The 23,523-nt window shown below is 64.2% G+C and carries 16 protein-coding genes and 1 tRNA gene; 9 read left to right on the forward strand and 8 right to left on the reverse strand.

Annotated elements, in window-relative coordinates:
* The first annotated feature begins 5 nt into the window (after positions 1 to 5).
* On the forward strand, positions 6 to 908 hold the full coding sequence (locus QNI14_RS11550) for an NUDIX domain-containing protein (protein ID WP_283716772.1): 903 nt from the start codon (positions 6 to 8) through the stop codon (positions 906 to 908).
* A gap of 2 nt (positions 909 to 910) precedes the next feature.
* On the opposite strand, the gene QNI14_RS11555 is transcribed toward QNI14_RS11550, so the two are convergent.
* Positions 911 to 1,267, reverse strand: coding sequence for an RNA-binding S4 domain-containing protein (locus QNI14_RS11555; RefSeq protein WP_283716773.1), 357 nt, complete (start codon positions 1,265 to 1,267; stop codon positions 911 to 913).
* Positions 1,260 to 1,937 (reverse strand): lysoplasmalogenase family protein, encoded by a 678-nt coding sequence (locus QNI14_RS11560; protein WP_283716774.1) that lies wholly within the window; start codon positions 1,935 to 1,937, stop codon positions 1,260 to 1,262. Before QNI14_RS11560 ends, QNI14_RS11555 begins: the two co-directional genes overlap by 8 nt.
* A gap of 233 nt (positions 1,938 to 2,170) precedes the next feature.
* Between QNI14_RS11560 and QNI14_RS11565 the strand changes: the two genes are divergently transcribed.
* A tRNA-Pro gene (locus QNI14_RS11565) sits at positions 2,171 to 2,244 on the forward strand.
* Here the strand turns inward: QNI14_RS11565 and QNI14_RS11570 are convergent.
* The 5 genes from QNI14_RS11570 to QNI14_RS11590 form a co-directional block, all read right to left on the reverse strand.
* Positions 2,236 to 3,261, reverse strand: a complete 1,026-nt coding sequence (locus tag QNI14_RS11570) for a helix-turn-helix transcriptional regulator (RefSeq protein ID WP_283716775.1) — start codon at positions 3,259 to 3,261, stop codon at positions 2,236 to 2,238. The genes QNI14_RS11565 and QNI14_RS11570 overlap by 9 nt on opposite strands.
* Before the next feature lie 560 nt (positions 3,262 to 3,821).
* Entirely contained in the window at positions 3,822 to 4,673 is an 852-nt protein-coding gene (locus tag QNI14_RS11575) for a carbohydrate ABC transporter permease (protein WP_283716776.1), read from the reverse strand.
* Positions 4,670 to 5,629 (reverse strand): carbohydrate ABC transporter permease, encoded by a 960-nt coding sequence (locus QNI14_RS11580; protein WP_283716779.1) that lies wholly within the window; start codon positions 5,627 to 5,629, stop codon positions 4,670 to 4,672. Before QNI14_RS11580 ends, QNI14_RS11575 begins: the two co-directional genes overlap by 4 nt.
* Before the next feature lie 83 nt (positions 5,630 to 5,712).
* A complete protein-coding gene (locus QNI14_RS11585) occupies positions 5,713 to 6,975 on the reverse strand; it encodes an ABC transporter substrate-binding protein (RefSeq protein WP_283716780.1) in 1,263 nt (420 codons plus the stop codon).
* A 91-nt stretch (positions 6,976 to 7,066) separates the two neighbouring features.
* Positions 7,067 to 8,428 (reverse strand): FAD-dependent oxidoreductase, encoded by a 1,362-nt coding sequence (locus QNI14_RS11590; RefSeq protein ID WP_283716781.1) that lies wholly within the window; start codon positions 8,426 to 8,428, stop codon positions 7,067 to 7,069.
* Positions 8,429 to 8,503: 75 nt separating this feature from the next.
* Between QNI14_RS11590 and QNI14_RS11595 the strand changes: the two genes are divergently transcribed.
* The 5 genes from QNI14_RS11595 (at position 8,504) to QNI14_RS11615 (ending at position 17,783) form a co-directional block, all read left to right on the forward strand.
* Positions 8,504 to 9,640, forward strand: coding sequence for a glycosyltransferase WbsX family protein (locus QNI14_RS11595; RefSeq protein ID WP_283716782.1), 1,137 nt, complete (start codon positions 8,504 to 8,506; stop codon positions 9,638 to 9,640).
* Positions 9,633 to 12,323, forward strand: coding sequence for an alpha-L-rhamnosidase (locus tag QNI14_RS11600; RefSeq protein WP_283716783.1), 2,691 nt, complete (start codon positions 9,633 to 9,635; stop codon positions 12,321 to 12,323). Before QNI14_RS11595 ends, QNI14_RS11600 begins: the two co-directional genes overlap by 8 nt.
* Before the next feature lie 47 nt (positions 12,324 to 12,370).
* The gene (locus QNI14_RS11605) at positions 12,371 to 14,299 is read left to right on the forward strand and encodes a glycoside hydrolase family 36 protein (RefSeq protein WP_283716784.1); all 1,929 of its coding nucleotides are present in this window, start codon (positions 12,371 to 12,373) and stop codon (positions 14,297 to 14,299) included.
* Between the two features lie 91 nt (positions 14,300 to 14,390).
* Entirely contained in the window at positions 14,391 to 15,188 is a 798-nt protein-coding gene (locus tag QNI14_RS11610; RefSeq protein ID WP_283716785.1) for an IclR family transcriptional regulator, read from the forward strand.
* Positions 15,189 to 15,557: 369 nt separating this feature from the next.
* The gene (locus QNI14_RS11615; protein WP_283716786.1) at positions 15,558 to 17,783 is read left to right on the forward strand and encodes an apiosidase-like domain-containing protein; all 2,226 of its coding nucleotides are present in this window, start codon (positions 15,558 to 15,560) and stop codon (positions 17,781 to 17,783) included.
* Positions 17,784 to 18,076: 293 nt separating this feature from the next.
* Here QNI14_RS11615 and QNI14_RS11620 read toward each other — a convergent pair whose 3' ends face one another.
* The gene (locus tag QNI14_RS11620) at positions 18,077 to 19,453 is read right to left on the reverse strand and encodes a hypothetical protein (RefSeq protein ID WP_283716787.1); all 1,377 of its coding nucleotides are present in this window, start codon (positions 19,451 to 19,453) and stop codon (positions 18,077 to 18,079) included.
* 42 nt (positions 19,454 to 19,495) lie between these two features.
* On the opposite strand from QNI14_RS11620, the gene mobF reads away from it, so the two are divergent.
* Both mobF and QNI14_RS11630 read left to right on the forward strand, forming a co-directional pair.
* Positions 19,496 to 23,032 carry a MobF family relaxase gene (gene mobF, locus QNI14_RS11625; RefSeq protein ID WP_283717122.1) on the forward strand — a complete coding sequence of 1,179 codons (3,537 nt, stop codon included), beginning with the start codon at positions 19,496 to 19,498 and terminating at the stop codon, positions 23,030 to 23,032.
* Positions 23,033 to 23,190: 158 nt separating this feature from the next.
* Positions 23,191 to 23,517, forward strand: a complete 327-nt coding sequence (locus QNI14_RS11630) for a sulfate permease (RefSeq protein WP_283716788.1) — start codon at positions 23,191 to 23,193, stop codon at positions 23,515 to 23,517.
* Positions 23,518 to 23,523: the final 6 nt, after the last annotated feature.

Consider the following 23,523-nt stretch of genomic DNA (forward strand, 5'->3'; position numbering starts at 1 on the left):
GGGCGGTGACCATCCGCCCGCCCGACCCCGGGGAACCGCGCCGTCCGCTCGGCCCGCGCGATCCCGGTGACGCCTGGGTGATCGCGGACAGCGGCGAGAAGTACTGGGGGCGCTTCGGTGCCGCGGGACTGCTCGCGCACGACCCGGAGCGCGGCGTCCTGCTGCAGCACCGCGTCTCATGGAGTCACTTCGGCGGTACGTGGGGGATTCCCGGCGGTGCACGTCATCAGGGTGAGTCGGCGACGGATGCCGCGCTCCGCGAGTCGCTCGAAGAAGCCGGCGTCCCCGGCGACGCGCTCGCCCCGCTGTTCACCAGCGTGCTCGACCGTGACGTGTGGACGTACACGACCCTCGTCGCGACGGTGACGCGCCAGTTCGAGCCGGTGATCGCCGACCCCGAGAGCAACGCGCTCGAGTGGGTGCCGCTCACCGAGATCGATGCGCTGCCGCTGCATCCTGGATTCGCGGGCTCGTGGCCCGAGCTTCGAGGTCTGCTCTCGACACGCGCCACGCTGATCGTCGACGCGGCCAACGTCGTCGGTGCGACACCCGACGGCTGGTGGAAGGATCGCGCCGGCGCTGCGGAGCGGCTGCTGACGAAGCTCGAGGGGATCCATCGCGACGGCGTCCCTTCCGACGTGTTCGGGCTGTCGGGGGAGCGGTGGTTCCCGCGGGTCGTGGCCGTGCTCGAGGGTGCGGCGCGCGATGCCGCGTCGAGCGGGCTGGTCGAGGTCGTCCGCGCGGCGGCGGCGGGCGACGACGAGATCGTCGCGCAGGCGGACGCCGCCGTGCGCAAGGGGGAGCGGACGCTCGTCGTCACGAGCGATCGCGGACTCGCTGAACGGCTCGAGGGTGTCGGCGCCGCCACTCGGTCGGTGTCCTGGCTGCGGGCGCAGCTGCCGGACTGACGTCAGCGCCCGCGGAGCTTGTCGATGTCGCGCCTTTCGCGCTTCGTCGGACGTCCGGCGCCGCGGTCGCGGACCGCGACCATCGCGACGGGTTCGCGCACCGGCGTGCGGTCCTCGGCGGCGACGGCTGCCTGCGGCGCGCCGACGCGCTTCGCGATCGTCTGTCGCACGACGAGGATGCGGTCGAACCCGGCGATCCGGACCCGAAGTTCGTCGCCCGGACGCACCTGCTGCGCGGCCTTCGCCTTTTCGCCGTTCACCCTGACGTGGCCGGCACGGCAAGCGGTGGTCGCGGCGGAGCGGGTCTTGTAGACACGGACCGCCCAGAGCCAGGCATCCGCCCGCACCACGTCAGCCATCGGTCCGCCCCACGTGCCGGGCGATGCCGTACGCGAGCAAGCCCTGTCCGAGCGTGTAGGCGAGCATGATCCATGGGCCCGTGGCATCCGCTGTCACGACGTCCGGCAGGAAGAGTCGGAACGCGAGCAGCGTGTCGGAGAGCAAGAAGACGGCGCCGCCGACAGCGGTCACCGTCCCGCCGCGGGTCGCGAGGGTCGCCGTTCCACCGAGGACGAGCCCGTACACCGCGACCGCGATCGCCAGGGCGCCGAGATGTGGCCACAGCACGGCGAGCATCACGCCCCACCAGAGTGCGTAGGCGATCGCCCACGGCGGAACCCTTCGCACCCGCACGCGCCGCACGAAGATGAGCATGTAGATGAGATGCGCGACGCCGAAGCACGCGAGCATCGCGGGGAGCTCACTGCCGCCGCTGGGGAAGAAGTGCGCGGCGCCGTCGCCGAGCAGCGAGAACGCGAGCGCCATGAAGAGCAGGGTCGCCGCGGTCATGTCGCGGATCGAGATGAGCGACCACGCGGCGGCGACGGCGAGCGTCGGCATGAGCGCCAGCTTGGTCGGATACTCGATCGCTTCAAACCCGAAGGCGATGGATGCCACGTGGACGAGGCTCACGAGCGCGTAGACGCCGAACCCCCACCAGCGGGTGCGACGGCGCAGATCGGCGATCATCGGGTGACTCCTTCGGACCGCACCAGCGTATCCGCGGGACGTACGTCAGAGCGTCAGCGAGACGATCGGCCGCGCCGCGCCCGCGATCGGACCGGTTCGCGGGGCGCCCCGGGACCGGGTAGAGTAGGGGAGTTGTCCGCGAGGACGACGTCCGGGATGTGGCGCAGCTTGGTAGCGCACTTGACTGGGGGTCAGGTGAGTTAGAGCGGCGGGACTGTCTAGAAACTAAACAACGGGATGTGGCGCAGCTTGGTAGCGCACTTGACTGGGGGTCAAGGGGTCGCAGGTTCAAATCCTGTCATCCCGACAAAAAGCCCTGGTGAGAGGCAACTTTCACCAGGGCTTCGTCGTTTCCGGGTGTGGTCACTGCCTGGTCCACTCGGCCGATCCGGCTGATCTGCCCGCCGGTGAAGTGGGGAGTGAGACGGTAATTCGACGGTGTTAGGCCGAAACGCCGACTGAACCATGCCGAAGCAATCCGTGGATCGGACCATCCGACCTTCTGCGCGGCTTGGGCGACCGAGAGCTCGGTTTCCTCGATGAGCCGGACAAACTCGGTCAGCCTGACTTCGGTAAGAAAGCGAATTGGCGCGACGCCGATGTGGAAGGTGAACAAGCGTGTCAGGTGTGCACGTGACAGCGCCACGGACTCCGCCAGCGCCGCCACGGTCCACGGCTCGTGCATCCGATCCTTGAGCAGACACACGGCGCGACCTAGGTTGCCGAGCGTAGCGGTGTTCGTGAGCCGACCACGGATCGCACTAGGCGTCGCCTCCTCCGGGACGCGGAGGCTGTCCCTCACCTCAGGGGAGAGAAACGAGGGGACGACGATGCCAACCCAGCGTCCAAATAACTCCACGGCACGGGCGGCGGCGACCTCCGGCCCGCGGGCATCGTTACGCAGGGCGCTCATCTGTCGCCAAAGAGGCTCGAGGAGTCGAAGTCGCGAGATGCCGGGAGCGAGCAGTACAGGCCCGCCATCCCAGTCATGCGGGTGAATCCCACGCCGTACGCGGGATCTGTCGGGTAGAAGCCAAGTCATCTGCGCACGCAGGAAGCCCTCATCGGCGTAGACGGTCCACATTCGAACTTGCGGACGTGGACGTGTCAGGCACCACCGATTGCCACCGATCGCAAGCGAGGTTCCAGGCGCGAGCCGATGTGTGCCGTCTGTCGTCTCGACTTCGACCGTCCCTTCCATGACGTGCATGATCCTTGCGTCCGCGAACACGACGCGATTGCTTGGGAGGGTGTGGGTCGACTCGACAGCGAACAGCGGTGCCGCTGGCAGATGGGCATGCTGGCTGTTGAAGGCATCGCTCAAATCCGATTCTCACGACGTCGCGAGCTGCTCTCTCGGTGGCCGGTGAACTCCAGGCGACGTCCAGCCGCTGGCACCTTGCGAATGCCGCCCAGTCGCCGTCGACGTGAGGGGAAACGCCCAGCCCCAAGGTGCGGTGGGGGAGATTCGTACGACGGGAGCTCGAGACTGAGCAGAACGTGCCTGAGTGACAGGTGGGGCCACCGGGATCGTGATGGTGGTTGTGAGCGACGACTTACGGGCTGTCGCTTCGTCTGACTCCGCGAAGACGGTGCTGCGCGGCACAGTAAATTGTCGTCAGGCATACCGGTGATCCTCTGAGGTCGGTTGGCGCGGATGGCTGGTGTCGACGGCCCTCAACAACTGGTCAGCTTGGTGGTCGCCGACACCTGTCAGCGACCACCAAGCCGCCCGTCTCAGCGGGTGCCTGCTCGTATTGGCGTCGACTTCCGATTAGTCGATGGCGCTTCAGATCGGCGATCAAGCGCATCTGAATCCCGCTGCGATGAAGAGACGCCACACGATTCCGAGTCTGTGTTCGGCGCGGCAACGTGGTGTGGAGCTCATCCCTTGAGCGCGCCTTGTGTGAGGCCGGAGATGAAGAACTTCTGAAGCGAGATGAAGAGCACGATGATGGGGACAACCGTGATGACTGCTGCGGCGAAGACGACCGGAACGTCACTATTGAAGGTGTTCATCAGTCCAAGCGTTGATTTGCCCAGCGTGAGCTTCTCCTCGCTCTGGAGGAAGAACAGCGCGACGAGCAGATCGTTCCATACGGAGATGCTTGACATTATGACGACTGTCGCCGTTGCCGGGCTCAGCAGCGGGAAGACGATGCTGACGAATGTTCGAAGCTCACTGGCACCGTCCACCTTGGCTGATTCTTCGAGTTCCCGGGGGACTGCGAGGAGGAAGCCGGCATAGAGGAAAATTGCAAATGGAAGGCTTGTCGCGATCTGGATGAGTATCACTCCAGGGATCGAATCTACGAGGCCAATCTGTGCCCAGATTCGATACAGCATCGGAAGTCCCAGCTGGAACGGCACGATAAGTCCGAAGACGAAGAAGACATAGAACATGTTTCCCGCGCGGCCGACCCACCGGGCAATCGCGTAGCCGGCCAACGAACCGATGAATACAACGCCGATGACAGTGATAACCGAAACGACGATGTTGTTGGCGAACGCGGTCAGAAGATTGCCGCGCTCCCAGGCATATGCATAGTTCGACCACTGAAGTGAGGTTGGTAGGCCGAGTGGATTCTGAGCATATTCGCTGCGTCCGCGGAACGAGATAATCAAGAGGTAGAAGAAAGGGATGGCCAGCGTGGCGGCCCACACCATCGGTAGAGCCAGCCGGACAACTGCGCCCAGTCGATGGCGCTGTTTGGCCGTCAGTAGTGTACTTTTCATGCTCGAAGTTCCCTACGTCGAAGAGCAGCAAGCAGCAATACTGAGATCAGCAGTACGCCGAGAGTCAGCATCAGATTGGTTGCAGCGGAGTACCCGAACTGGCCGAAAGAGCCCTGCATAGCAGCTCGCGAGACAATCGTCTCGGTTGCACCGCCCGGGCCGCCCTTGGTGAGCACGTAAACGATGTCGAACACCTTGAACCCACCGATGGCCGTCATCACGACGTTGATGGTTGTGGACGGTGCCAGGAGTGGCCAAGTCACATGAGCGAAGCGCCGCCAGGGACCGGCCCCGTCAATCGTCGCAGATTCGATAAGCTCACCCGGAATCGTCGACAGACCCGCCAGGAATATCAACATGGTGAACCCAGTCCATTGCCAGAGGTTCATGAAAATGACGGTTCCCATCGCGAGCGACGGGTCCCCAAGCCAGTTCTGAGCGAGCCAGTTCATTCCGGGGAGATGAGACCAAGCAGCCAGTAGACCGGTCCGAGGGTCGAAGATGATTGTGCCGATGAAACCAAGGACTACGCCACTGATGGCGATCGGAAGCACGATCATGAGGCGGAGCGTGGCGCGCAATTTGCCGCTACCGAACAGGGACAGCGCCAGCGCGAGACCGAGCCCGAGTTGGAGAACCGAGTTGACGGTGGCGAATAGCAGGGTGTTCAGCGCGGCTTGCCTGTTCTCCGGGTCGGTGAACACCCGTCCGAAGTTCTCCAGCCCGATGAAGTTGAAGGCTGGGGAGAACCCATTCCAATCAGTGAACGCGTAGAACAGATTCGCCACAATGGGAGCAACGACGACCGAGCTGAAGAGGATGAGCGCCGGCACCACGAACAGAAGGCGCGTCCGGTTTGAGTGCAGCACTGGCCGTCGTCGTCGCGTGTTATCCGGGCGAGGGGTGGGATCCGGAACTGGATCGTTCCGGCGTCTCGCATCCAGTTCGAGGGTCATGCGTCGGTCCTTAGCTGTTGAGATTGTGGCGGTGGGCGGGAGCTTGCTTTCGGGATATGTCCCGCCCACCTGAGCTTTTGTACCTACTGCTGTTGCTGCGCAGCGTCGATGCTCTCGAGCACTTCGTCAGCCGTTGCCGTCCCGACCATGATGGACTGCATGCCGGTCTGAATCGCGGTGTTCACGGCAGGCGTTGGACGTACGAATCCAGCGATGTCGATCCCTCTTGTCGGCAGCAGTTCGCTCATTGTCTCGAATGCAGGATCAATGTCGGCAGAGGCGGACGTAGTGAACGAACTCAGCGCTGCAGCATCGTTGAGGTACTTGGTGTGGACTTCAGGCGACGCCCAGAACTCGAGGAACCTCTTTGCGAGTTCCTGGTGCGCAGCGTTCGCCGGGACGGCCTGGGTGGCGGCGGGTGCGAGTGCGAGCGGCGCGTCCTTCCCCTCGGCGGCAAACGGCATCGGGAACATGCTGAACGGGCCGTCTGGCGCTGCCGTGCGGATCGCGGGAAGCGCTACCGTGCCCTGGATCATCATCGCCGTGCGGCCCAGTGCGAAGTCGTTGGCGCTGGACGGCCAGTCGACGCCGGTCGCGTTCGGATCGAAGCCGCCGGCCGCAACAAGCTCTGCGAACGCAGGCATGATTGCGGCCGTCGTGGACTCTGAGTACGCGAGTTCGCCGGAGTTGAGCAGGGCGCCTTCCTCAGGGTTCGATGATGCTCGCATCATCTGGGTCCACTGAGTCTGCAGCGTCCAGCCGTCCTTGCCGCCGACGGAGAGGGGAGTGATTCCTGCAGCGCGGATCGTCTCCACAACGTCAAGGAACTCATCCCAGGTTTCCGGAACCTCGACACCCACTTCCTCGAAGATGTCGGTGTTGTAGAACACCCCACCCGAGTTCACCTCCGGCACGAAGGAGTAGGTTCGGCCATCCGACTGATCCGCGAGATTGCGAACGGTGTCGATCTGGTGCTCAACCCACGACTGATCGCTGAGATCCGCGAGAAGGTCGGCCTCGACGAACTGGCTGGTGTCGTTGTTGAGAACTTCGAAGACGTCCGGAGCCGTTCCCGCGGCGATACGGGAAGTCAGGATCGAGTTGTAGGTGTCGTCCCCCGCAAGGATCTCGAGCCGAACCTTGACACCAGGGTTGGCGTCCTCGAAAGCCGCGATCAGGTTCTCGTATTTGATTCCGGCGTCCCCGCCGGTGAAGGTGACGAAGTTCAGTTCGGTCCCGGCGTCATCTGGGCCGGGATCACTAGAACCGGCGCAGCCTGTGAAGGCCACGGCTGCGACCGCGAGCGTCGCGATGACTTGAGCACCGCGTGCAAAACGAGTGGTCATTGATGACTCCATTCGGGAAGTGCGTGACGCTGCCTCTATGCATCGCCACGGGTCTGGCCTCTAATCGCCTGTCGCGAATACGGATTCGCACTTAGAGAATACGGGATGGTGAGCCAAATGCCAACTCGTCGTCATCCACGCGGTCGGACGTGATGGCGCGAAGGTGTGCTCGCGCTGCGACAAAGTCGGTCCAGTCCAGCGTCGAGGGGAGCACGTCGGTTTTCGCACTCGTCGCGGCGGCGACGCCGGCGGCCTCGCCGATAGTCACAGCGTTCCCGGTGACTCGATAGCTCGCGTGCGCCCAGAAGTCTCCACTGATGCAGCGCCCCGCAGTCAGTAGTCCGCCGACGTCGCGCGGAACCATGGCGCCGTATGGGATGTCGTATGGGCGCGTGCTCAGATCCAGATCTCCTGTCTCCGGACTGAGGTATCCGCCCTCACCTGAGGAGAGTGCGTGGACGTCTGCGCCGTATCGGACCGAGCAGATGGAATCGCGTCGCTGACGGCCTTCCGCCACGTCGCGGCGAGTGACGTAGTCCCTGCCGATGACCCGGCGGCCTTCGCGTACGCCGATGTGTCCGGCCGTGGAGATGAGGCGCAGGTTCCTCCACGGTCCGGACGCGGATCTCAGCGCGTCGACGACGACGTTGATCTCGCGGCGCGCGTTCAACGTCGCGTCCGTGAGGTCCTGGGCATTGAGCCCGGAGCGTCCATATTCGTGGTTCACCATCAGGGCGAAGAGTGAATCAGTCACTCTGAACAGAGTCGGGCCCTTGTACGAGGGCTCAACCCCGGCAGCGCGAATCTCCGCGAGAAGTCTTTGCTTTGGCTCGTCGTGGTCATCGTCGCCGGGGTTGAGGAAGGCGTGCCCGCCGGCGACGAACTCGGCTATTTCCGCATAGGGCACGCCGCCGACAAGAGCCATCAGGCTCATCGGTTGTGTGTCCCCTGTGTCCGGGTGCCCGACCTCGAATGTGCACCCCGCGAGCGCAGCCACGTCGCCATCGCCGGTCGCATCCACGAACACGCTCGCACTCCACCGTTGGCGCCCCGACTTGGACTCGGTCGTGACGGAGCGGACACGGTGGTCGGATTCCACGGAGACGACGCGGGTATGGAGCTGGATGTAGACACCCGCCTCAACGCACATAGACTCGAGGATCAGTTTCATGGCCTCCACGTCGTATGTGAAGTCAGCCCCGGGGTCTCCTGTCCGTGCATCCCGCGCGTCGAGTCGTCGAATGATCTCCGCGATCGTGCCGTCCTTGCCCGCGACGTCGATGATCCAGCTCAGGCTTCCGGCCGTCCAGATCCCACCAAGGCAGCCTTGAAGCTCGACGAGGGCGGTGCGCGCACCGAGGCGGGCAGATGCCACCGCGGCTGCAACTCCTGCGGGTCCACCGCCGCAGACCACGACGTCGAACGTGAGCGAGTTCGTCTCCTGTATGTTCATCTGTCGTATGTTAGCTTCGCGACGAGCGAAAAACTATTCGCTAGGAGCGATTAGTATCAATTGGCAGGAGGACTCATGGGACGACCGCTGGTACTTGCCTACTACTTCCCGGACTGGCATCAAGACCCGCTGAACGACAAGTGGTTCGGGCGCGGATGGACGGAGTGGGAACTGGTGCGCGACGCGCGTCCCCGTTTCCCCGGCCACCACCAACCGCGGGTGCCGCTGCTCGGGCATCGCGACGAATCCGACCCGGATGAAGCTGCGCGTGATATTGCGATGGCGAGCTCGCACGGAGTCGACGGCTTCCTCGTCGACTACTACTGGTACGAGGACGGTCCCTATCTGTCGAGCGCGCTCGATGACGGGCTGCTGAACGCCTCGAACATCGATGAGGTCAAGTTCGCGTTGATGTGGGCGAACCACGATCTCGTCAACATCTTTCCGTCGCAGGGGCCGGGAGCGGCTCACCAGACACTCCGCTCAGGTGCCATATCGAGGACGTCGTTCGAACGTTTCGCCCACGTCGCGCTTGAGAAGTACTTCTCGCACGACTCATACCTCACGATCGATGGCGCGCCCTGGCTGTCCATCTACCAGGTCGGGTCGCTGCTGGAAGGACTCGGTGGCGTCGCAGAGACTGCGGATGCCTTGGCATGGTTCAGGGATCTCGCCCGTGAGCACGGGTTTCCAGACCTCCACCTCGATGCCGTGGTCTGGGGGTTTGGAGTGCTTCCCGGAGCAATCGCCCTCGAACGGCCTGGGCGACTGCTCGAGAAGCTCGGGTTCAGCTCGGCAACCTCCTACGTCTGGATCCACCATGACGACCTCGGAGCGCATCCGTTTCCTGCGGGCGACATCGAGCGCCTTCGAGAGCGAGCTTTCCAAGAGTATGACGACTACGCCGCGACATTGCCCGTGCCCTTCTATCCCAACGTCACAGTCGGGTGGGACTCCAGCCCGCGCACGCGGCAGGAAGGCGTCTACGAGCACGCGGACTACCCGTGGTACCCGGTCTTCGATGCATCGCCGACGGAGTTTAGAGAGGGCCTCCTCGCCGCGCAGTCGTTCCTCAACGAGCACCGTCCTCCGAATCCTGTGGTGACGATCAATGCATGGAACGAGTGGACGGAAGGGTCATCGCTCCTTCCAGACTCCCGTCACGGATACGGCTACTTGGAAGCGGTGCGGAAGGTCTTCGGCCGTGCCTGAGCCGCTCCCCAGCCTCGATATCGTTGATGCCGGCAACCGGCTCCTGCGCCTCGACTCGCAGTATCCGCCGGGAATGATCGGCGTGCCTTCCGAGGGGCTTCGACTGTCCTGGCGACAATCGCGACCAGAGCCCCAACTTGGGTACCAAGTGCGCTGGTGGAACGACAACGTGCATATCGACCCGCCGGTCTCCACGGACGCATCGATCGGCATCCTTGCGCCCGGGCCTGCACTCGGCTCGGGTGAGCGTCGCCTCTACTCTGTCCGAGTTGCGACTCTGCACGGCTGGACGGGATGGAGCGACGCCCTCGTGGTCGAGGGGATGCTCGTCCCCGATGATCTCATCGCACTGCCCATCGGAGGAGGACGTCCGACCGGGGGACAAGCCACGCTATTGCGCCATCGATTCGAGCTACCTGCCACTGCGCGGAGCGCTCGGCTCACGGGCACTTTCTGGGGCATCGGCGAGATCCGCCTCAACGGGCAGAATGCGACGGATGAGCACCTCACTCCCGGATGGACTCCCTACTCCAAGCGAATCCTCGTCGGAACGTGGGATGTCACCGGTCTCCTGCACAGCGGTGAAAACGTGATCGGAGCGCTCGTCGGCGATGGCTGGTACCGCGGCCGGCTTGGCTGGGACGGCAGGCAGGAGTTGTACGGCGACGAGACCGCTGCCTTGCTGCAACTCGACGTCGAGTGCGTAGACGGCTCGCTGATCCGTGTAGCGTCTTCGCCGCAGTGGCGGGTTGCAACTGGGGCCATCCAGTCTGCAGGCCTCTACGATGGCGTCACCGTGGACCTGCGTCAGGAGCCGCGTGGGTGGGACAGCGCCGGATTTGATGACTCAGGCTGGCAACCGGCGCGAGGCATTCCAGTCGACACAAGCGTCTTGGAGCCTCGAGTCACAACGGGCGTTCGAACGGTCGAAGAGTGGGGCGCTCAGGTCGTGCCCCGTCAGGGCAGCGCCCTGGTGGACACAGGGCAGAACATCGCTGGGTGGCTCCGTCTCGTCGTCGTTGGTTCCGCCGGCGACGTGGTGACTGTTCGTCACGCGGAAGTACTTGAACCCGACGGCGCACTTCACACGGCATCACTCCGCTCGGCACGAGCGACGGACTCCTATGTTCTCGCGCACGACGGCGAGACGGTCCTCGAGCCGCACCTCACCTACCACGGCTTCCAATTCGCTGAGGTTGTCGGCGCCTCGGTATTGAGTGCCACGGTCGTTGCGATCTCCAGCGCGGATAGGCCGCGCGCTGAGTTCGTCTGCGCGGACGATCGACTCAATCGGCTTCACTCGAACGTGGTCTGGTCGCAGCGGGGCAACTTCGTGAGCCTCCCCACCGATTGTCCGCAACGAGATGAGCGTCTCGGCTGGACAGGGGACGCTCAAGTCTTCGCGTCCACCGCGTGCACACTGTTTGACGTGGAATCGTTCTGGCTGTCCTGGATGCGCGATGTCGCTCTCGAGCAGGAAGAGAACGGATCGATCCCCTCGGTCGTGCCGAATATCCTCGCGAACGTGGGGACGGATGAGGACCGGACCTGGACCTCGGGGCGAGCGGGTTGGGGAGACGTCGCGACGATCGCGCCGTGGGCGGTCTATGACTCCTACGGAAGCGATGAGATACTCGCTCGCCAACTGGGCAGCATGCGGAAGTGGGTATCCCATCTCGAAAGCCGATCAGGCGGGGATCTCCTGCCGAGGGAGTTCCAGTTCGGCGACTGGCTCGATCCAGATGCGCCAGCCGACAGGCCTTCGGAAGCGAAGGCTCCGGCGGATTTCGTCGCCAATGCCTTCTTCGCTCACAGCGCTCGTTTGCTCGCCGACGCGGAGGACCTGGTGGGCGATGCGACGCGAGCGGTCCTGATGCGCGACCTGGCTGCGCGCGTAGCAGAGCTCACCTGGATCCAATGGGGGGAGGAAGCGATCGACACGCAAACGGGGGCAGCCCTTGCCCTTGAGTTGCACATCGCCCCGCCCACTGAGCGCGAGCGCGTCGGTGCGCGCCTCGCGGAGCGCGTGCGTGAACAGGACGGTCGAATCGCGACAGGTTTTCTCGGCACACCACTCGTGCTTCACGCCCTTGCCACCGGTGGCTACTTTGACGAGGCGTACGAGATGCTTCTCCGTTCAGAGCCGCCGTCGTGGCTGTACCAGGTCGAGATGGGAGCGACGACCGTTTGGGAGCGATGGGACGCGCTCGATACTGACGGTCATCCCTTGACGGCAAACGATGGCAGTGAGGGAATGCTCTCGTTCAATCACTACGCGTACGGCGCCGTCGTGGACTGGATGTACAGGGTCGTCGCAGGCCTCGCACCAACGCGCCGCTCTCCCGGGTATAGAACTGTCATTGTCGCCCCACGACCATGCCGCCAGATCCCCTGGGCAAGAGCGAGCATCGAGACGCGATTGGGCGCTGCCTCGGTGTCGTGGACGATTCGAGACGGCGACCTGGAGATCGATCTGGTCATTCCACCTGGTTCCGAGGCAGTCCTCGATCTACCCGTGACGGAGAACTCGCGCATCACCTTGAACGAAGCCCCGTACTCCGGAGGGCTCGTCGCGGCAGGCGTTCACCATGTCACGGTGAGCTCGCCCCAAGTCTTCGACGCCGCGGGTGGGGGCCATCGCTCTCCGCGGGACCTCACAGCGGACACTAGGCCGCGTCCGTGACGCCGAGCTACCGCCCCCGTTCACACCCATCGCAAGGAATCAGGTCAATGACAAAGCCGCTCCCGTACTCCGAACTGATCGACGTTCATGTCGAAGCATCTGACGTCTCGAGTCTCGTGAAGACCGTGAGGTCGACGTCGCGCGATGGTCGTGACCGTGTCGTCGTCGTTGAGAACACTGGCGAGCATCCTGTGGAAATTCGCAGGATCGACGCGATCCTGCACGCTCAAATTGACCCAACAGCTGACGTGCAAGTGCTTGAACTGGGACTGCAATCGACTGATCTTGACGTGGGGATCGTTCGGGTTTCGGAAGGGGACTCCTACACCTCGGAGCATGTCGCAGTCGTTTCCCTCGATGGCGAGCAGCACCTCGTCATCGGATATGCGACTTCCACACGTTTCCTGACCTCAGTGCGCACGTCTCGGACCTCGGCATCGAGTCTGAGCTTCGTCGCTACTTGTCTGACGGAATCCAGGATGCTTGAGCCCGGCCACTCCATCACCAGTGAGGTCCTCGTGACGTTCGCTGGAACCAGCGCTCATGACGTTCTGGGGCTGTATGGAGACGCAGGCTCTGAGTTGATGGGAGTGCGCTCGCGATTCACGGAGCCCCCAACGGGGTGGCTGTCTTGGTATTGCTTCTACGGAGAGGTTACGGAAGAAGACGTGCTGCGGCAGCTGGATGCACTGGCGGGCCAGTACTCGTTCGCGCGTCCCAAGTATGTCGTCGTCGACTCGGGGTGGTACTCGGAGAGCGGGTGGGGCGACTGGGAACCCAACGCCAAGTTCCCCCACGGCATGAAATGGCTAGCGGACCGCATCCGCGAAGCAGGATTCGTTCCGGGGCTGTGGTTCTCTCCGCTTCTCGTCTCCGCAACCTCTCGCCTTGCTCGTGAACGTCCCGAGCTGCTTCTTCGCCAGAGTGACGGCCGACCTGTGGCGACAATGGGAACCGCGATCTGGGACCACGCGCCAGAGGGTGCGGAGGGAGGCGTCGACGTTGTCGAGGACGCGGATACGGTCCGTTTCGCCCTCGATCTTGGGTCGGACCCTGTGCACCAGTGGTTGGAAGATCTCTTCAATCGTGTCCGTCATGAGTGGGGCTATGAGTTCGTCAAGCTCGACTTCCTCATCCGTGCACTGGTCACCGATCGCGGTCTTTCGCCGGATCGTCCAGGTCGAGGCCATGACGTAGTGGGACACTCGGGCGTGACCGCTGTCGAGGGCTATCGTCGCGCGCTCGCAACGATACGACGCGCAGTCGGCGAGGATTGCTTTATCCTCGGATGCGCTGCGCCGCTGGTCGCGAGCGCAGGCGACCTGATCGATGCGAATCGAATGACGCCTGACATCACGCGCCGCAACTACGGTGACACTCCACTCCCCGGACGGCCATCGTCGTGGGATCTGGTCGTCATATGTGCGCGCAGCCTTGCGCTTCGATACGCCTTCAATGGGCGTCTCGGTTGGAATGATCCCGACGTGCTGGTCGTGCGGGATCGGCCTATCCCTGGAATCTCAGATTCGTTTAGCCCGACCGTTTCTGAGGCGCAGATCTGGACGACCATCGTCGCCGCGACGGGAGGGATCACGTTCCTCGGCGACGACCTGAGTCGCCTCACAGCGGAGCGACGAGAGATCACGCAGCTGGCCTTTCCGCCACTCCCAACCGCGGCAGTGCCGTGGGACCTGCTCACCGCGCCAGCCCCGCGTATCTGGATCAACTCATCGGCCAGCTTTGGATACACCCAGCCCGCTCGCATCGCGGTGATCAACTGGAACGATGATCAGGAAGTCGTAGAGGTCCCCATGGCCGCGCTTGAGGCCGCGGGAGTAGTAGCGCGGGACGGCATCTCAGTGGTCGACCTCTGGAGCGGCGAGGAAACGGTCCACGGCGCTCCGTCCGTTCAAGGTCTGCCTGTCTCTCTCCCTGGTCGATCTGCGAAGTGGCTTCAGGTCGTGCCGCTGGATTGATCCTGGCTCCGTTCCGGCGCAAGACGAGACGCCCCAACCTCGATAGGCTAGCGTTTTGTCTTGCGCAGGAGCGAACGAAAGGAGCGTGAGTGTGAGCGATTCGCAGACGACTGAGACGGGCACAGTTGGAGCGATCGACCGCGCGGTGCGAATCCTCGATGAGCTCTCGACAGCCCCAGCCGGGCTCGATCTGGCAACGATCGCCCAGGCTGTGGGAATGAGTCCCTCCGGAGCTCACCGGGCGCTTAAGTCGCTCGTCATCGGGGGGCTCGTATCGCAACGAGAACGTCGTGGTGACTACTTCCTTGGACCGAAGATTCTGATCTGGTCGCAGCAGATGCGCGACGAGACCGCGCTGGCGTCCATCTCGATGCCCGTTCTCCAGCAGCTCAATGAAGAGACCCGAGAGAGCGTCTACCTTTCGGTCGTACGCGACCAGCGAATATGGAACATCTGCGTACTGCGGGGTCGGGGCGAGATCGTGGTGCAGACCCGGCCCGGAGCGGAGCAGCTCTTCCATTCGACCGGGCGAGGCAAGCTCTTCCTCGCATACGCCGATCGGGCGGTCGCCAAGCGAATCATCGCCGCCACTGGGCTTCCGGCTGTCGGCCCGGCGACGATCACAGTCGAGAGTGACCTGTGGGTCGAGGTTGATCGGGCTCGCGCGCAGGGATATGCCACGAGTCGCGAGGAGAGCTTTGCTGGAGGAGCTGGGGTCGCATTCCCTATTCTCGACCAGTCGGGTTCGTTGATGGCGACAGTCGGGGCGAGCATTCCGCTCCAGCGCTTCGAGTCGCTCGGCGAGACATACTTCATTGACCAGGTCCGGGCGGCCGCGGATCGGATTATGGCGTCCTGGGCGCTCGAGAGTGAATCTCCCTTGGCCTGAGGCCGATCAGTAGCTGCCTCATCCAGCGAGTAACTGCTGTATTCAACGCGCGCCCTCCGCGCCCCTCCTGCCGAGCGAGCCGAGCGGCCTCGTCGAGCGATCGATAGCGGGCTGAGTTGCCGCGGCGGTCACGTCGACCATGCAAACAACCCGCGCTCGCAACGCGGGCATCCTGGTGGGCTACTCGTGACGATCTTGTGACCGTGCGATCCTCCCAGATAGACTCGCTGCTAGCGAATTACTATTCGCGATGAGAGAATAGACAAGGGAGTCGATATGGTAGTTCATCATCGAGATAGTCGACGCGGGCGGCGTCCGAGCCGCATCGTCGCCGCGATTGTTGGGATCGCGGTCGGGGTTTCTGGGGTCGTGATCGGCTCAAGCGCGTCGGCTGCTGAGGAAGCGCCTTCGATTCAGTTGTCTGGTGAGACGTGGCGCGCGATCGAGATCGAACTCACCGCCGAGGGCTCGTACGCGGATCCTTTCGGGGAGGTAGACGTCCTCGCATCCTTCAGCGGTCCTGACGGTCAGGTGGTCGAGCGTCCTGCTTACTGGGATGGGGGCCGGACATGGAGAGTTAGATTCGCTGCGCCGGCGCCGGGCTCATGGGAGATGACGACCACGTCGAACCGCAGCGACGCTGGACTAGCGGGTCGCACTGCTTCCATTGATGTGGATGAGTATGCCGGAGATAAGGACATCTACCGACACGGCTTCCTCAAGGTGGCGGACACGGGTAAGTACTTCACCTACGCCGATGGCACGCCCTTCTTCTACATGGGGGATACCCATTGGCTGATGACTCACGAGCGGTTTGAGACATCCAATGCTCCCGGAGTGGACTCGCAGTTCAAGTACGTCGTCGACAAGCGCGTAGATCAAGGATTCACGGTCTATCAGTCGGGGGCGATCTGGCAGCCTCACGGTGCGAACGGTGGGGCGCACGACGGCGCCGACGAAGAAGCCATCGCAAACCTTCGTGACGGGTTTACCGAGGCAGACCTCGCCGGCTTCGCCAACATCGACCGAAAGTATGAGTACATCGCAGACAGCGGCCTCGTACATGCCAATGGTCAGATTGCCTGGTTGAGCGATCCTCTCCGATACCCCAACACTTACACCAAGGAGTATCTGACGAAGCTGACCAAGTACTGGGTCGCCAGATTCGGCGCTTTCCCGGTCATCTGGACGATCGCTCAAGAGATCGACCGCAACTATTACGGTCTGTTCGACTCGACAACGATCCAGTCTTGGTACACAGTCGGCGAGACGCTCATGGCAGCCGACAGCTACGATCAGCCGATCATGCCGCATCAGGAGGAGGCTGGGGGCAAGCAGGGCGCAGATTCGTGGTTCGACGACCAGGCTTTCCACGATGCCTATGGCGCCCAGTGGCAGGGACCTCTCGAGAATATGGCTCTGGCGAAGAGCTTCTGGAACGTGTCAAGCACCAAGCCGTCCATTCTCTACGAGCCCGGCTACGACCAGTTCTGGCTCGACTCTCGCAGTGCACTCGGTGCTGGGTACAAGGCCTTCCAGTACGGGATGTACGGATTCGGTTACGGAGCCAACGGCGTTTGGAACGACTTGTACTCTGCCCCTGGCGAACCCGCCGACTATGGGACGGACTTCCGTCAGCCTGAGCTCTACACCTGGTGGTACGACGGTGCAAACCTGGAGACGGCTAATCAGCTGACGCTGCTAAGGGATTTTTACGGGGAACTTCCATGGTGGAAGCTTCAGCCTCGCTTCGACGACCCCGCGTGGTCGAACTTCACTTCCGACAGCCGAAGCCTGCTCGCCTCGGACGGAAATGATACCTACACCATGTTCTCGTTCAATGACAGGGTCGTCACAGGTGCGATACGTGGGATGGATGAAGGCGCTACCTACAGCGCGCGTTGGTTCAACCCGCGCACCGGGGAGTTCACATCAATCGCGACGGACATCCATGCCGTTGGCGGCTCCTGGGACGCACCCCTCAAGCCTACGATCGAAGACTGGATGCTTCTGGTGCAGAAGAACGCCGAGGTCGAGGATACGACTCGCCCCGAGGTCACCCGAGTGTCACCGACGACGGCAGGGCCATTCAGGGAACTGCATGTGCAGATCGATGCGTCGGATGACCTCGAGCTCGCCAAGATCGTCGCGAACGTCTACAAGGGGAGCGAACTCGTGAAGAGCACGCAGTCACCTGCATCGGGCACGTCGGGTTCGCATGTTGCTTCGCTTGCTCTGCCGGACGGCGACTACACGGTCCGCTACAACGCCCATGATGCCGCCGGGAATGTGTCGAACACAGAGAACTTCGCGTTTACGATCGACGCAACTGTGCCGACCGTCTCTGTGAAGGAAGGGTCATCGTTCACCATCGTTGAGAGCTCCGGATACTCGCTTGTGAGCTTCAAGTTGTACGACAAGGGCAAGATTGACCGCGTCGAAATCAACGGCATCGTGAAGGACCTCGCCGATAACGCATGGTCCGATGTCAACTTCGTGAGACCTGGAGTATTCGGGGCGGTGCGAGGCGAGAACACCCTGACTGTCTTTGATATTGCGGGAAACTCGACCACGATCGAGTTCGCACTCCTCTGAAAGCAAGCTGGGGCGGTGGGGCAGAGGACTGCGACACCGCCCCGGCCTCCTTTGAGCTGACCGAGGCTCTCGGGCAGGAGAAGGTTCTGGAGCCGACAATTCTCTCGATGCGTCGGCACCGATCCGCCCCTCGCCAGTCCTCTGCGCGGCGATCAATGCACGCCGTGCGCGGACATCTGCTTCGATCGATCCATAACGCGACGAGACACTGCGGAGGTCATTGGCAGCGGACAGGTCCTTGCGAAGCTGCTGAATCGGCAGTCGGCGTTACCACGCGTCTTGCAGGTCGTGGTCTATGCGACGCCGAAGTCGGGTGAGGCTGCAACTCGGCAGGCGCGAAGCACTTGTGCAAGCGTTGACAATGCGTCGAAGACTCCCAGTGTCTGTCCGAGGAAGTCGAGGTAGCTCATCCCAGAGGGGTCCGTGTCGCTGACAATGCGGCCGGTCTGGAGATCGTGGTGCGCCGTGGCATGGCCGATCGCGTTGCGGCGCTTGTTGTTCAGAAGTTCCCCGAGTGACTCCCATCCCGGAACCTGAGCCGCGTAGGCGATCTTGTGAGCATTTGCGAGCCTGTCGAACTGCGCGAGACTTCGAGCCTGCTTGTTCGCCGGCACACTCTGAGGGTGATCGCTCCCGAAGTCATCAGGGGTGCCGCGCTTCACTGTGTTTTGCGCGGCGACAAGCGGCCAGATGCATTTGGAGGCAAGCTCGAAACCTTGCTGGTAGAGGTCCCTGACGGTTGAGAACTCGTCTCGATAAAGCACAAGGTTCTCGAACTCAGCCTGCTCTGCCGGCCCGACGAACCTGACGAGCAGTCCCATTTCCCAGGACTCGTGCCGTTCGACGAAGCGGTTCAATTCGGTGAAGAGGTCTCGTTCTAGCGCAGCCGACTCCTTGCCCCGTGCCCGGAAGGCAACGAGGTGCTCCTCATGGCGATTCATCGCTGCAGTGTGCTTTCTGGCGAAGCGATCGATGACCGTGGCCGAGCGGTTGCCCGTGGTACCCGCGATCATCGTGGTCACCGTGCCCATCGCCTGGTAGGCGACGCTCGTTCGCTGATGCGCCTTGCTCGGCTCCCAGTCGAGTCCGAACTGCTCCTTTGCGATGCGCGTGAACATTTGCGTGTTGCCCTGAAGGTAGTACTGGAAGAGCATCCGAACCCGAGGCCATAGGAGTCGTCCGGCGTCGAGCGCCTGATGCCTCTCCGTCTCGAACTCCGTGAACACGTGGTCGCCGAGAATCCGTGCGAGGGTCAACGTCGGAAAGGCGCCGCTCGGAGCGAACGAATCGGCCTCATACAGCGAAGGCACGAACGGGTTGATCGTCACGACACGAGCGCCTGGCAAGTCCGGTTCGGCGCCGTTCACCACCTCGCATTCGAGATTGATCCTGTGGTTCTCGAGCTCCGTTCCTGACATGGAGCCTCCGATCGGCAAGCGACAGTGAGGGCACGGAAGGTAGAACCGGGTTCCGATTGTCGGCTCTACCCCGAGCCGTGCGACGAAGACCTCCTCGCAGCCGGGGCACTTCAGGTGGTAGCGGGAGATCATGCATTCACGATAGCCAGGCACGCACTGCTCGGGCAGCCCGGTTTCCAGCTCCTCGGGGGCCTTGTCGCTCCAGCGGGCGTCGGGCCGTCGGACGCGCTGCTTCGGTGGGTATCCGCTCACCTTGTGAGGGGAGTGGCGAAGGCAGGTGCTGTGACGGTCTCGATGCGCGTGATGAGCGCGGGCGATGGGTATAAGTACCTGCTGCGCACCGTCGCCGCCGGGGACGGTGACCGCTCGCTGTCCACGCCGTTGACGCGGTACTACGCGGAGGAGGGCAGCCCGCGGGGTCGGTGGCTCGGCGCGGGAGTCGCCGCGCTCGGTGGGGTGATCGTGGAGGGCGATCAAGTCTCCGAGTCCCAGCTCCAGCTCCTCGTGGGGCTGGGCCGGAACCCGGTCACGGGTGACCCTCTGGGCCTTGCCTATCCCGCCTACAAGGCCGTGGCCGAGCGCGTCGCGGAGCGTACCGCCACCCTCGACTCGACGCTCGGGCCGGCCAGCCGCGCGGGGGCGATCGCGCAGATCGAGGCCGAGGAAGCTGCGCGCGGGACGCGGCGCGCGGTCGCGGGGTATGACTTCACGTTCTCGATCCCGAAGTCCGCGAGCGTGTTGTGGGCGGTTGCGGATGCGGGGACGCAGGCGTTGATCGCGGATGCGCATCATGCGGCGGTTGCGGAGGTGGTTGCGTTCATGGAGCGGGAGGTTGCAGCCACCCGCACCGGCGCAACCGCCCGCAACGGCGCCGTCGCACAAGTCGATGTGCGCGGCCTGATCGCTACGGCGTTCGACCACTACGACTCCCGCGCGGGCGATCCCCATTTGCACACGCACGTCGTCATCTCGAACAAGGTGCAGACCGTCCTCGATGGCAAATGGCGCTCTCTCGACGGGCGGCCGATGCACGCCGCGACCGTCGCGCTCTCGGAGCTGCACGAGGCGGTATTCGCCGACCACCTCACCCGCGCCTTCGGCGTGGACTGGGAGGCGCGGGACATGGGCCGTGACCGCAACCCAGCGTGGGCGGTGGCGGCGGTGCCGGAGGAGCTGGTGGCTGAGTTCTCCTCCCGATCCCGGCACATCGACGCGGAGAAGAACCGCCTCATTGCCGAGTACGTTGAAAAGCACAGGCGGCAGCCCTCGACGGCGACGATCATCAAGCTCCGCGCCCAAGCCACCCTGACCACCAGGCCGGAGAAGCAGGTCCGATCCCTCGCCGACCTCACCGCGGAGTGGCGCGGGCGCGCCGGCCGCCTGCTCGGCACGGATGCGACCTCGTGGGCGCGGGGCGTGACGGCGAACGAGACGCCGTTGCTGCTCCGCGCCGACGACATCCCGCTGGACGTGATCGCGGCCCTCGGGCAGTCGGTCGTGGAGGTCGTGGGTGAGAAGCGATCCAGCTGGCGGCGCTGGAATCTCACGGCCGAGGCGGCTCGGCAGACGATGGGCTACCGGTTCGCGTCCACCGTGGATCGGGAAGCGATCGTCGCTCTCGTCGTGGATGCAGCCGAAGCCGCGTCCCTGCGTCTGACTCCGCCGGAGCTCGCGACGAGCCCGGTAACGTTCCGCCGCCCGGACGGCACCAGCGTGTTCCGGCCGAAGCACTCGACAGTGTTCTCCTCCGAACTCCTGCTCGCTGCCGAAGACCGACTCCTCGACCGCGCCCGCACCACCACCGGGCCGACCGCGCCCCTCGCAATGGTCGAGCGGATCGCCGGGCGCCAGGATTGGAAGGGGGGCACCCTCGGCGACGACCAGGCCGCCGCGCTGGCGAAGATCGCCGTCTCCGGGCGAATCGTCGATGTCCTCGTCGGCCCTGCTGGGGCGGGGAAGACGACCGCGATGTCTGCTCTGCGGCGGGCATGGGAACACGAACACGGACGACGGTCCGTCGTTGGGCTGGCGCCGTCCGCGGTCGCCGCGCAGGTCCTCGCCGATGACCTCGGCATCCAGACCGAGAACACCGCAAAGTGGTGGCAGAACCACCTCGCCCGCGGCGAGACGTTCCGCAAGGGCCAGCTCGTCATCGTGGACGAAGCGTCCCTCGCCGGCACCCTTTCCCTGGACCGCATCACCCACCTCGCCGCCGAAGCGGGGGCGAAGGTGCTGCTGGTTGGCGATTACGCGCAGCTCCAGTCCGTCGGTGCCGGCGGTGCGTTCTCTCTCCTTGTCCACGACCGCGAGGATGCCCCCGAGCTGGTCGACGTGCACAGGTTCACCAACGAGTGGGAGAAGACCGCCTCGCTCGGCCTGCGGCATGGTCGCGTCGAGGTCATCGACACCTACCTCGACCACGGCCGCATCCAGGGTGGTGAGACGGAGGCGATGGTCGATGCCGCATATGCCGCGTGGCGGGCCGACCGGCAGGCCGGGCGGTCGACGGTGCTGGTCTCCGACTCGAACGAATCTGTCCAAGCCCTCAATCAGCGTGCCCGCACGGACCTGATCCTCGACGGCGCAGTGGACGCCCGCCGCGAGGTCGCGTTACACGACGGCACCCGTGCGGCGGTAGGCGATACCGTCATCACCCGCCGCAACGACCGCCGGCTGCGTGCCGGGCGCGGCTGGGTGCGCAACGGCGACAGGTGGACGGTCGCCGAGGTCCGCGACGACGGCTCCCTTACCCTCCGCAGAGCCGGCCAGCGATGGGGCGGCTCCGTCGTGATCCCCGCCGACTACGCTGCTGAGCACCTTGACCTCGGCTACGCCGTCACCTCCTACCGCGCACAAGGCATCACCGTGGACACCTCGCACGTCCTGGTCGACGCGAGCATGACCAGGGAGAACCTGTACGTCGCGCTCACCCGAGGCCGGGACGCGAACCTCGCATACGTCGCCATCGACAAGCCCGACGACTCCCACCACGGGCCGCATCCCGGCGACAACGCCGAGGCCACTGCCCGGTCGGTGCTGTACGGGGTGCTCCAGCACGTCGGCGCCGAGCTCTCCACCCACGAGACCATCACCGCCGAACAAGACTCCTGGGCGAACATCGGCCAGCTCGCCGCCGAATATGAGACCATCGCCGCCGCAGCGCAACGCGACAGGTGGGCGAACCTCGTCCGCACGTCCGGTCTCACCGAGGAGGAAGCCGAGGACACGATCGCCTCCCCTGCGTTCGGGGCTCTAACCGCCGAGCTCCGCCGCGCTGAGGCCAACCACCACGACATCGACACCCTGCTGCCACGGCTCATGCGCGCACGAGGGTTCAACGACGCCGACGACATCGCCGCCGTCCTCCACTACCGCGTCTCCCGAGCCGCCGCGAGGCCAGCGGGGTCCGGACGCGTCCGCAAGGCGCCCCGCCTGATCGCCGGCCTCATCCCCGAAGCAACCGGCACCATGAGCGCCGAGTTCCGGCAGGCGCTCACCGAACGTCGCGACCTCATCGAGACCCGCGCCGACGCGCTCCTCGATACCGCGCTCACCGAGAAGCAGACCTGGACGAAGGAGCTCGGCGCCCCTCCGAAGGATGCCAAGCCCGCGGCGATCTGGCGGCGCCTGGCCCGCACCGTCGCCGCCTACCGCGACCGCTACGGCATCACCGATCCCACTCCGCTCGGAACCCCGGCCGAGAACGACGCGGAGAAGATCGACGCCGCCCGAGCCAAGGCCGCCCTCGACCGGGCACGCAACCTCGCACGGGGAGCAGGGGAGGAGCCGCAGCGTAGGCCGGAACGAGAGCCGGTCCGCCGCGCGCTGTGAGCCCGGTGCCCTTCCCGATGTCAGGCCACCGTTCTACAGTGGAGGATGAGGCGGCCTCTATATTGGCGCTGTCGCTCCCCGCGACGGTATGACCACCCTGCACGCTACGGGCGGTCCTTTCAGGTTCTTGTCGCCGAACCCCTGGAAGGGCTATGCCCATGTTCCGGCTCATCTGGGCGGCCAGCGTCCGCACCCATAGCATCCTTAACTACGCGCCCACGAACCTCCTGATCGCCGCCACCCGCACGCGCCGGGGCCTGCGCTGGGGCATCCCCGCCATGCTCCTCGCGATCCCGTACTTCCTCGCCGCTTACTGGTGCGTGACCACCATCGAGGCCGGCGGCCCCGGCTGGCTCAACCTCCTCGTGCTGCTGTGCGCGTGGAACACGACCAAGCTGACCCTCAACGGGCCTATTACGCTGGTCCTGCTGTGTGGTGCTCTGATTCGGGAGTCGAAAGCTAGGCGTCAGGCGATCTCGGTCTGACGCACT

The sequence above is a fragment of the Microbacterium dauci genome, assembly GCF_030065535.1.
GTDB lineage: Bacteria > Actinomycetota > Actinomycetes > Actinomycetales > Microbacteriaceae > Microbacterium > Microbacterium dauci.

Coding starts and splice junctions, on each gene's coding strand:
- QNI14_RS11555 (WP_283716773.1), bottom strand. CDS start 1,267: ATGGCTGACGTGGTGCGGGCGGATGCCTGGCTCTGGGCGGTCCGTGTC.
- QNI14_RS11605 (WP_283716784.1), top strand. CDS start 12,371: ATGACAAAGCCGCTCCCGTACTCCGAACTGATCGACGTTCATGTCGAA.
- QNI14_RS11580 (WP_283716779.1), bottom strand. CDS start 5,629: ATGACCCTCGAACTGGATGCGAGACGCCGGAACGATCCAGTTCCGGAT.
- QNI14_RS11560 (WP_283716774.1), bottom strand. CDS start 1,937: ATGATCGCCGATCTGCGCCGTCGCACCCGCTGGTGGGGGTTCGGCGTC.
- QNI14_RS11585 (WP_283716780.1), bottom strand. CDS start 6,975: ATGACCACTCGTTTTGCACGCGGTGCTCAAGTCATCGCGACGCTCGCG.
- QNI14_RS11590 (WP_283716781.1), bottom strand. CDS start 8,428: ATGAACATACAGGAGACGAACTCGCTCACGTTCGACGTCGTGGTCTGC.
- QNI14_RS11630 (WP_283716788.1), top strand. CDS start 23,191: ATGTTCCGGCTCATCTGGGCGGCCAGCGTCCGCACCCATAGCATCCTT.
- QNI14_RS11595 (WP_283716782.1), top strand. CDS start 8,504: ATGGGACGACCGCTGGTACTTGCCTACTACTTCCCGGACTGGCATCAA.
- mobF (WP_283717122.1), top strand. CDS start 19,496: ATGCGCGTGATGAGCGCGGGCGATGGGTATAAGTACCTGCTGCGCACC.
- QNI14_RS11575 (WP_283716776.1), bottom strand. CDS start 4,673: ATGAAAAGTACACTACTGACGGCCAAACAGCGCCATCGACTGGGCGCA.